The 9,692-nt window shown below is 71.9% G+C and carries 5 protein-coding genes and 1 pseudogene; 2 read left to right on the top strand and 4 right to left on the bottom strand.

Going from position 1 to position 9,692, the window contains the following annotated elements:
* Positions 1-203 (top strand): annotated as a pseudogene (locus tag AAD496_RS01625) (transglutaminase family protein); the annotation flags it as partial.
* A gap of 68 nt (positions 204-271) precedes the next feature.
* Here the strand turns inward: AAD496_RS01625 and AAD496_RS01620 are convergent.
* From AAD496_RS01620 to AAD496_RS01610, 3 genes are read right to left on the bottom strand one after another with little or no spacing between them, the layout of a single operon-like run.
* Positions 272-1,117, bottom strand: coding sequence for a transglutaminase family protein (locus AAD496_RS01620; RefSeq protein ID WP_349826885.1), 846 nt, complete (start codon positions 1,115-1,117; stop codon positions 272-274).
* Entirely contained in the window at positions 1,114-2,046 is a 933-nt protein-coding gene (locus tag AAD496_RS01615; RefSeq protein WP_349826884.1) for an alpha-E domain-containing protein, read from the bottom strand. The genes AAD496_RS01620 and AAD496_RS01615 overlap by 4 nt, the downstream gene beginning before the upstream one ends.
* Positions 2,040-3,770, bottom strand: a complete 1,731-nt coding sequence (locus AAD496_RS01610) for a circularly permuted type 2 ATP-grasp protein (RefSeq protein ID WP_349826883.1) — start codon at positions 3,768-3,770, stop codon at positions 2,040-2,042. Before AAD496_RS01610 ends, AAD496_RS01615 begins: the two co-directional genes overlap by 7 nt.
* Positions 3,771-3,858: 88 nt before the next feature.
* On the opposite strand from AAD496_RS01610, the gene AAD496_RS01605 reads away from it, so the two are divergent.
* Positions 3,859-4,512, top strand: a complete 654-nt coding sequence (locus AAD496_RS01605; RefSeq protein WP_349826882.1) for a Panacea domain-containing protein — start codon at positions 3,859-3,861, stop codon at positions 4,510-4,512.
* 18 nt (positions 4,513-4,530) lie between these two features.
* On the opposite strand, the gene AAD496_RS01600 is transcribed toward AAD496_RS01605, so the two are convergent.
* A complete protein-coding gene (locus AAD496_RS01600; RefSeq protein WP_349826881.1) occupies positions 4,531-9,615 on the bottom strand; it encodes a DUF4011 domain-containing protein in 5,085 nt (1,694 codons plus the stop codon).
* Between the last annotated feature and the right edge of the window lie 77 nt (positions 9,616-9,692).

Raw genomic sequence — 9,692 nt, 5'->3', positions numbered from 1 at the left:
CCGGTGAGTCCCACGCCTGGCTGGAGTGGTACGTCGGCGAGTGGCGGGGCTACGACCCGACCAACCGGATCGAGATCGGCGACCGGCACGTGACCGTCGGCCGGGGCCGCGACTACACCGACGTCCCGCCGCTGCGGGGCGTGTACTCAGGAGCCGGGAAGAGCGAACTCGACGTGAGCGTGACGATCACCCGCGAGGCGTGAGAGCCGCCGCGCCCGAGGTGCCCTGGAGTTCTCATGAGAACTCCAGGGCACCTCGGGCGCGGCGGCTCTCACGCCTCGCGGGTGATCGTCACGCTCACGTCGAGTTCGCTCTTCCCGGCTCCTGAGTACACGCCCCGCAGCGGCGGGACGTCGGTGTAGTCGCGGCCCCGGCCGACGGTCACGTGCCGGTCGCCGATCTCGATCCGGTTGGTCGGGTCGTAGCCCCGCCACTCGCCGACGTACCACTCCAGCCAGGCGTGGGACTCACCGGAGACCGTCTCGCCGACGACGGGTTCCTCGACCGGGTGCAGGTACCCGGAGACGTAGCGGGCCGGGATCCCGACGGACCGGAGCGCCCCGAGCGCCACGTGGGTGATGTCCTGGCACACGCCTCGGCCGGCGGCCCAGGCGTCTGCGGCCGTCGTGTGGACGTTCGTCACCCCGGCCAGGTACTCGATCTCCTCCCCGATCGTCCGGGCGATCTCCCGGGCCGCCTCGTCCGGGTTCGGGTTCTTCCCGGCGATCTCCTTCGCGAGTGCGACGACGGCGGCCGGCGGTGCGGTGAGCCCCGTCTGGACCAGTTGCTCGACGGTCTCCACCTGGCCACAGGCGAGCGTCGACAGGTCGTCCCAGGTGAGGTCGACCGCAGCGAGTTCCCGGGCGCGCACCTCGACGAGGCACCGGGCCGTGAGTGTGAGCGAGGCGTGCACGTGGACGACGTCGAAGGACGTGACCGCTGACCCGAAGTAGTCGACGAAGGTCGCGACCGCGGTGTGCGGCTCGATGTCGAGGGAGTGGTGGAGGACGAACTGGGCGTCGCTCGTGACCGGTTGCATCCGGGCCTCGTTGTAGGAGGCGGACACGTCCCCCGGGTACCGGAACCCCGTCCGGTGTTCGATGCGTAGGCGTTTCATCCGACCTCTCCGATCCACGTCGGCTCCGACTGGGTGGGGAAGAACCGTTGCCGGATCGCGTCACTCGCCTCCAGCGTGGCCTTCTGGACCGTCTCCATGTGCTGCGGGAGATCCGCGACGAGCTCCGTGATCGGCGTGTACTCCAACTCGTGACGGACACGACCGAGTGCGCGAAGCACCGCACCCGGTGACCCGATCCGGCCCGAGGTCGGCTCGATCGCCCGCATGCACCGCTCCGCTTCCGCGATCGAGAAGGTGATCGAACGGGGGAAGAGCCGGTCGAGGAGCAGGAACTCCGCGGCCGCGCTGGGGTGCGCCGCTCCCTGGTAGGCGCGGAGGAAGGGTTCGTAGGCGCCGCAGGACCGCAGGATCGTGGTCCACGAGGGCCCGGACACGTGGGTGAGCGTACGGGTGGCGAGCAGACGCGCCGTCATGTCGGTCCGTTCGATCGTCCGGCCGAGTGCGAGGAACTGCCAGGACTCGTCCCGGGCGACGAGGTTGTCGATGACACCGTAGGCCAGGGCCGTCCGTTCGCTCACCCACTCGAAGGCGTCGTGGACGTTGGTGCTGCGCAGCCGGTTCGGCATCCGCCGGTAGGTGTTGTTGAGGACCTCCCACAGTTCGGAGGACACGATCTCGCGGGCACGCCGGGCGTTCTCGCGGGCCTGGCGGATCGAGAAGGCGATGCTCGACGGGGTGTCCCGGTCGACGGACAGGAGCCACAACACCTCGGACCGGGTGAGGGAGTCCTTGTCCACGGGCACCGCCGCGCCCATGACGGTGAGCAGCGACCGGCACGCGGCGTCCTCGTCGATCCACGGGTCCTCGAGCATGAGCTGCGAGTGGACGTCGAGGATCCGTGCGGTCCCGTCGGCCCGTTCGATGTACCGGCCGATCCAGAACAGGCTCTCGGCGATCCGGCTCAACATGGGGGCACCCCCTCCTCGCGTCGTGGCTGCGGTTGTCGCGGCTGCGGTTGTCGGCCCTGCCGCTGCTGTTGCTGCTGTTGCTGTTGCTGCTGCGTCTGGTCCTCGCCCGGCCGCGGCTCGCGGTCGGCCGGCGCGATGCCCTCGCCTTCGGAAGCGGCGACGGAGACGACGGGGATCGCCTCGGTCGCGGGGGACGTGGCAGTCTGGTCCTCGACGAGATTGGCGATCCCCTGCTCCCGCCCGTACTCGGTGGCGCGGCCCTCGCGCACTCCCCCGACGATCCAGGTGTCCTTCGTGCCGCCACCCTGGGAGGAGTTGACGACCAAACTGCCCTCGGGCAGCGCCACCCGGGTGAGGCCGCCGGGCTGCACCCAGATGTCGTTGCCGTCGTTGATCGCGAAGGGGCGGAGGTCCGCGTGACGTGGGCGGATCCCGTCCTCGACGAGGGTCGGGATGGTGGAGAGCATGATGACCGGCTGGGCGATCCACCCACGGGGATCCTTCACCAGGGTCTTCCGGAGCTTCTCCAGCTCCTCCTTCGAGGCGTCCGGTCCGACCACCAGCCCCTTTCCACCGGAGCCGTCCACCGGTTTCACCACGAGTTCGTCGAGGCGGTCGAGCACCTCTTCGAGCGCCTCGGGCTCCTCCAGGCGCCACGTGTCGACGTTCTTGAGGATCGGTTCCTCCGCGAGGTAGTACCGCACGAGGTCCGGGACATAGGTGTAGAGCAGCTTGTCGTCGGCCACGCCGTTGCCCACCGCGTTCGCGATCGTCACGTTGCCCAACCGGGCGGCGAGCATGATGCCCGGGGCACCGAGCACGGAGTCCGCCCGGAACTGCAGGGGGTCGAGGAAGTCGTCGTCGATCCGGCGGTAGATGACGTCGACGCGGCGCGGCCCGTGGGTGGTGTGCATGAACACCCGGCCGCCGGTGCACACGAGGTCCCGGCCCTCCACGAGTTCCGCGCCCATGAGGCGCGCCAGGAGCGTGTGCTCGAAGTACGCGGAGTTGTACACACCGGGCGTGAGGACGACGACATTGGGGTCCTCGACACCGGCCGGGGCGCTGGCCCGCAGTGCCGCGAGCAACCGGTTGGGGTAGTCGCCCACCGGCTGGATCGCCAGGGTCTCGAACACCTCCGGGAAGGTCTGGGCCATCACCCGCCGGTTCGAGATCACGTAGGACACCCCGGAGGGCACCCGCACGTTGTCCTCCAGGACCCGCAGCTCCCCGTGCTCGTCACGGATGAGGTCGATGCCCGCCACCTGGATCCGCACCCCGTTGGGCGACCGCACCCCGGCGGCCTTCCGCTCGAAGTACTTGCTCGACGCGATGAGCGAGGCCGGCAGGACCCCGTCCTTCACGCACACCCGGTCGGTGTAGACGTCCTCCAGGAACGCCTCCAGTGCCCGGACCCGTTGTGCTACACCCGCGGAGGTCCGCTCCCACTCCCGGTGGTCGATGACCCGCGGGATGGGGTCGATGGGCATGGGGCGTTCCTCGCCCGCGAAGTCGAACGTGACGCCCTGAGCCAGGTACGAGTTCGCCAGCGCGTCGGTCCGCCCGCGCAGATCCTCCTGTGTCATGTCGGCGAGCGCTGCATGGAGCGTCTCGTAGGTCTCACGGGCGCAATCGCCGTCGAACATCTCATCGTACGGAGGCAGTCCCTCGGCGCTCGTGCGCGTGCTCGGGCCTGATCCGTATCCGTCGAACCGGTCTCCCATGGAGGGAGAGTAACCGGAATCTGTATCGGTGACGTAACGCAGATCACATCATGCGTGTCGTGCCCATCCGGTGCGTAGACTCCGCCGGGTGAGTTGGTCAGCTGCCTCCGAGGCCCCGTCCCGTCCGTCCGCCCCGCACACCGCGGTCGAGGTGCTCGGCCACGTCCGCCTGCGCGTCACCGGGGTCGACCGGACCCGCGCCCTCCTGCTGCTCGGGTACTGCCAGGCCTGGCACCTGGCCTGGCACGGCACGCCCCTGTTCGACGACCACCTGGTCGCCACCGAGTACGGCATCGTCCCACCCGCCGCCCACCGGGCCTTCGGCACCACTCCGCCGCGCAAGCTGCGCACCGAGGACGGACAGCTGCGCCGCGAGGTCGACGCCGTGATCGCGCACTACGCACGGGCCGGTTCGACGGAGCTGCTCCAGCACTCCCGTGATCTGCCGCCCTACCGGGAGGCCGTCGCCCGCGGTCCCGAGACCCCGTCCTTCGCGGACGGACCCGCCGTCGAGGCGCCCTCCCTCCGTGCCTGGGCCGTCTCCCTCCCGGCGCCGACGGGAGAAACGGGCACGAACCCGGACACGGACTTCACCACGGCACCCACCCGTCCGGGTGCGGCCGAGGCGCAGGCCGAGGAGGACCTGGAGAAGGCGAAGGCGCTGCGCGAACAGCTCACGGCCCGGTTCGACGACTCGATCGACCTGGCCCTCCGGGAGTCCGGCCGGGACTCCACGGACTGAAGCCCGGACGGGCCGGCCTCACCGGCCCGTCTTCGCGTCCTTCCCGGTGTCCTTCCCGGTGTCCTTCTCGGACGTCGTCTCGGGGGTCGTCTCCGAGGTCTGCTCCGGGGCCAGGTCGTGGCCGAGGTCGGTCTCCTTCGGACGGACCTGCCCAGTCGACGGCTCAGGGGCCGAACTCTCTGCCCGGTCGACGGTGGGGGAGCGCCCACTCGAGGGTTCGGGCTTCTCGGCCGCGGGCGTCGGCTCCGGAGCCTGCTGGTCGTCCGCAGTCGGCTCCGTCGCCGGTTCTGCTTCCGGTTCCGGTTCTTCCTCGGTCTCCAGACCCAGCAGCTTCCGGATGTGTGCGACCACCGCGTCCGGGTCGGTGAGCCAGTCGGCGAGCAGGAGCCGGTACACGTGTGACCAACCCATGTTCTGCAGCGCCTGGACGGGCAGTCCGTCGCGATCCCACACCGTCGCCGGTGCTACCCAGCGTGGCGGGTCGAGCAGCACGGCGGCCCAGTCCTCGCTCCCGGGCGCACGGACCGCGAGGTCGACGAGGAAGGAACTGGTCCCCACGCCCCCGACGACCTGCAGCCCGGCGTCCTCCAGACGTTCGGCGACGGTCTCGCGGTAGAGCGTCGACCGGTCCTGCACGCTCTGGCGGCGGATCACCTCGCCCCGCTCGGCGTCCTGCAGGTAGTCCCGCAGGTCACGCAGTCCGCGGGAGCGGGAGTTGCGCACGTCGATGTCGGTGGACCGCAGCGAGGTGAACAGGACGATCCGGGTACGGGCACGCGTGATCGCGACGTTGAACCGTCGCTCGCCACCGGCCCGGCTGAGCGGCCCGAAGTTGAGCGACAGCCGACCGGTCCCCGGGTCCGGGGCGTACCCGGTGGAGAACAGCACGACATCGCGTTCGTCGCCCTGCACGGAGGCGACGTTCTTGACGAAGAGTGGCTCCGTCTCCCGCTCCAGGGCGGCCCTCACGTGGGGGTCCTTGGCCGCGGCCTCCTCCAGTGCGAGTTCGATGAAGGCCTGCTGTGAGGCGTTGAAGGTGACGACGGCCAGGCTCTCCCGCGGATCGCGCCGTATGCGCGCGGAGACCTCCGCGACGACCGCCTGCGCCTCCTTCTCGTTCGCCTTCCGACCACCCTCGACCTTCGCGTAGGTGCCGCCCACGTAACGCAGATCGACGGGGAATTCCCCCACCGGCGCACTCCCGTCCGTGGCGACGTCCCCCGGGGGCTCCGGGAAGGACGACAGGCGCCCGGCGTAGTACTTGCGGTTGGGGAACTCGATGAGCTGTTCGTGCTGCGACCGGTAGTGCCAGGTGAGCCGCTTCTGCTCGAACCCGGCGGTCACCGCCGTCGTGAGCACCGACTCCAGAGGGCGGTCGTCCGCCGGGACCGAGGCCCGGGCGTCCTGCCCACCGGTGCCCGTGTCGGCCGTGCCGGCGCTCACCGTGAAGTCCGTGGTCGGGGGCATCTGCTTGGAGTCGCCGACGATCACCGCGGCCTTCGCCCGCCCGAGCGCACCGATCGCGTCGGCCGTCGTGATCTGGGAGGCCTCGTCGAAGACGACGGTGTCGAACATGTCCGCGACCGCCGGGAGGTTCCGGGCCACCCCGGCCGGGCTGGTGAGCACGCAGGGCGTGGTGGCCAGTACCTGCGGACCGTGGGCGGCCATGAAGGCGCGGACCGTGGTCGGCGCGCCGGCGTTCCCACCCGGGGAGGTCCCGGCCGTCGAAGACCCGGCAGGCGCCTCGGCGGCGAGCGCCTTCCGGAACTCCTCGTCCGTCTCGTCCAGACCGTCGACGACGATGCCGACCAGGTACTTGTTCACCAGTGTCTCGACGAGCGACTGGACCCGGATGTACTTGCGGACGACGTCGTGCCGCTCAAAGCCGCGGACGTCGACGACACCACTGGCACGGGCGACCTCCTTGAGACGCCGGGCGGCCGCGGCCAGGCGGACGGCCTCGGCCAGCTGGTCCCCGTCGCGGCCGCGGGCGATCTGTTCGGCCACCGCGGGGAACCCGAGGTCCCGCAGCTCCAGGAGTGCCTCCCGGAGAGGCCGTGCGCCCGCGGGCACCTCGGCGGCCGACTCGGCAGCACCCTGCGAACCACCGCCCTTCCGATCAGCCGGGTCGAGCGCCACCGTGCCCTCGTACCGCCGCCGGGCCCGGCGGACCTTCTTCGCCACCTCACGCACCGCGTCGAGGTCGACCGCGGACCCCCGGGGGATCCCGATCTCCTCGGGCTGCCAGCCGGCCGTGGTGTCGAACTCGTGCTCCATCTCCAGGCACTCCTGGAAGGCCTGCCACACGCCGGAGGCGTCGACCTCGGCGTCCCCGTGCAGCACCCGCGGGTACTCCCGCAGCCGGGCGAGCAGGCTGGAGCGTTCCACGCGTGCGGCGGACAGCGCCTCCGGCAGCTTCGCCGGGTCCGTGCCGTCGCCACCGCACACACGATCGGCGGTACGCAGCAGGGCCTTCACGTGCTCGACCGACTGGTTCTCCCCGTGGAGGTCGAGCACCAGGTCGCCGAGTCCGGCGGTCTTGAGCCGCGAGTGCACGACGTCGAGCGCCGCCTTCTTCTCCGCGACGAAGAGGATCCTCCGGCCCCGGGCCATCCCGTCGGCGATGAGATTGGTGATCGTCTGCGACTTGCCCGTGCCGGGTGGGCCTTCGAGTACGAAGCTGCTCCCCTCACCCGCGGCGACGACGGCGGCGAGCTGGGAGGAGTCCGCCGGGGCCGGCAGCAGGGCGCGGTCCTCGTCCTCCTGGGCCAGCGCCCGCGCCGGTACCGGGTCCCGGAACGCCGCGAAGGGCGTGCGCGCCAGGTGCGAGGCGACGGGGCCGGAGAGCAGCGCCTCCCAGTCCTCGTCGAGGTCCTTCCACATGCCCATCGTCCCGTAGGCGACGGTGACGAGGCGGACCTCGGGGCCCACCTCGGCGCCGGTGATACCGGCGGCCTCCAGCTGCCCCGGCAGGGACTCGAAGACGGCGGCGAGGTCGACACCGTCCTCGTCCGTCGGCGGGGAGGTGAGGGCCGTGGCCGGATCCTCCCGACCCGTGTCCACCCGCAGACGCTCGATGAGCACCCGGTTGGCCTGGAAGCCCTGACCGGGCTCGACGGTCAGCCGGTACCCCGTCCGCCCGGTTCCCGTGATGCCGACCGGCAACAGGAACAAGGGGGCGCGCCCCTGCTGCCCCCGTGGGTCGTCCCAGGTGAGCGTGCCGACGGCGACGTGGAGGGTCGAGTGCCCGTGTTCCTCCTGGGAGGTCCGGGCCTCCGCCGCGATCCGCCGCAGACGGACGTCGAACCCGCCGCCGCGGGGCCGGACGAAGACGGTGCCGCGCCCCAGGTGCGTGTCGAGTGCGGACTCCGAGGCGTCCTCGGCGTCGATGAGCTCCCCGTCGGCCGTGACGAACTCCGTGTGCGACCGCAGGGCCAGGGGGTCCTGGGCCCGGCACACCCGGGCGCGGAACGATTCGAGGACGGTTCCCGGCAGCACGAGGTCGACGCCACGGGCCTGCGGCATCCGCAGCAGGGGGTTGCCGAAGGAGAGGTCGAGCAGTTCCCGCTTCCAGGCCGCCACCGCCCGCGGTGGTCCTGCCGTCGAGGCGCCCTCACCGCTCCCCTGCTCCGTGCCGTCGGTCGATCCCGTCCCGTCGGTCGCTTCCCCGCCCCCGGTGGAACCCGCGGGATCGACCGGCGTGATCCCGGCGAGGTCCCGGGCCGCGGCGAGGTCGACGAGGGCGCGCACCTCGGAGGCGACCAGGGCACCCTCGGCGAAGGCCATGGCGGAGAGCTCCGCCTCGATCGCGGCCTCGCCGGTGAGGACCACGGACTCCGCGCCGAAGGACGGACCGACGCCCACCCGCAGGCCGCCGGCCGTCACGGCCAGGGCTGTCGGGATGCGCAGGGACTCGAGGACGGCCGCGACGAACAGGGCGCGTTCCGACTGCGAGGCGTGACCGCGTCGCCGCAGGTGTGCGGGGGTCTCGGGGGTCGTCGTGTCCTCGGGTCCCAGTTCCGGGTCCGCGGTCACGGAGAGGTCGGCGTCGACGGTGCGTGCCACGGCCGTGAGCACCGCCGGTCCGTGTGCGGCCGGGTCCTCGAGGGCCCCGAGTGCGGTCGGTGAGCCGTCGACGTCGAGGGTCTCCCGCGAGACCGCCTCGACCGCGGCGGCGACCGCGGGGTCGGCCGGCCGGACGAAGGCCGCGACGAGTTCCGCCGGGGCGCCCGGCGCCCAGAGTCCCCGGGGGACCCAGGTGAGCTCCCGGGAATCGGCCGAGGAGCGACCGGCGGCACCGACGGCGAGCGTGATCTCGTCACCGAGCAGTCGACCACCGGCCGCGCCCACCGCCTCGATCGTGGAGGGTGCGGGGTTCCAGGCGAGTTCGTGCTCGTCGAGGTCGACGGTCTCCCCGGCCGGGACCGTGATCTCCGGGCCGGTCCACGGGGTCTCCGGGGCGGAGGCGAGGACGGCCATGAGGGTGTCGACGACGACGGGGTCGTCCGTCGTGTTCGTGAGACTCAGGGCCGCGACGGGGCCCGCGCCCGTGGCCGCGAGGGTGAGCGAGTGGACCGGACGGAGCGTCACCTCCGCCCGGACGGGGCCGGGGGCGAGGGTGATGTGGTCGGGGCGGGGCGCCTCGGCGGCGGGGGTGGTGGTGCCCGTGTCCTCCGCGGAGCGGGAGGCGACACCCAGGTGATCGGCGCGGAGGTCCGCGGCGGCGTTGGCGAGCCCCAGGGAGTCGAGGATGCGGGCCAGGAGGTCGACGAACTGGTCGACGGTGTGGGTGACGACCAGGTAGTCGCGATCGCGGGCGTCGAGGGCGAGCGCGAGGGCCTGGGTGGCCCACAGGGCACGCAGCGGCAGGCGGCCGGTGCCGAGGTCCGCGTCGAAACGGGCGATGACTGCCAGCAGGTCGGAGACGTCGTCGAGGCGGGGGCTGCCGGTGGCCTGCCCGCGGAGGTCGAGACCGTCGACGCGCGCGGCCCAGGCGGATTCGTCGAGGTCCTCGGGGGAGACCTGGAGGATCCGGTCGCGCAGCACCGGCGTCACGGAAGCGCCTGCGGCGAGGAGCTGCTGTGCCTCGGTGACTGCGCCCATGGGTCGGTTCTCCTTCGTGTCGACGGCGGGTGGGCGCGGGTCGAGGACCGCGCCGGGGACTCCGGTACACCAACCTA

Source organism: Brevibacterium litoralis, assembly GCF_040212315.1.
In the GTDB taxonomy this organism is placed as follows: domain Bacteria; phylum Actinomycetota; class Actinomycetes; order Actinomycetales; family Brevibacteriaceae; genus Brevibacterium; species Brevibacterium litoralis.
Note: the sequence above shows the minus strand (reverse complement) of the source record. Positions and strands in the feature narration are given on the sequence as shown.